General features: G+C 39.4%; 1 pseudogene. It reads left to right on the plus strand.

Features of this window, described 5'->3' with window-relative positions:
- Positions 1-254, plus strand: a pseudogene (locus SB689_RS23685) (hemin receptor); the annotation flags it as partial.

The raw sequence follows: 254 nt of genomic DNA on the forward strand, positions 1-254 counted from the left end.
TGGGAATTTATCATATCTGGGACATAATTATGACCGATATGGTAACCAGTCTAAAATGAACATTGGGGTGGGTGCAAACTATGAAAATCGTTTGTATCTGGGAGCAGGATTAAATTTCCACTATGCGAGCATTGATCAAAGTGAAACGGCCAGATTCGGATTGGATTTAGATAATTCTGTAGATAGCTTTACTAAACAATATACGCCTAATTCTGAACGCTCCAACGGTTTTTCTGCGAGTGTCGGGGTTATAG

Origin of the sequence: Chryseobacterium sp. SIMBA_038, assembly GCF_046535115.1 — a bacterium.
Lineage (GTDB): Bacteria > Bacteroidota > Bacteroidia > Flavobacteriales > Weeksellaceae > Chryseobacterium.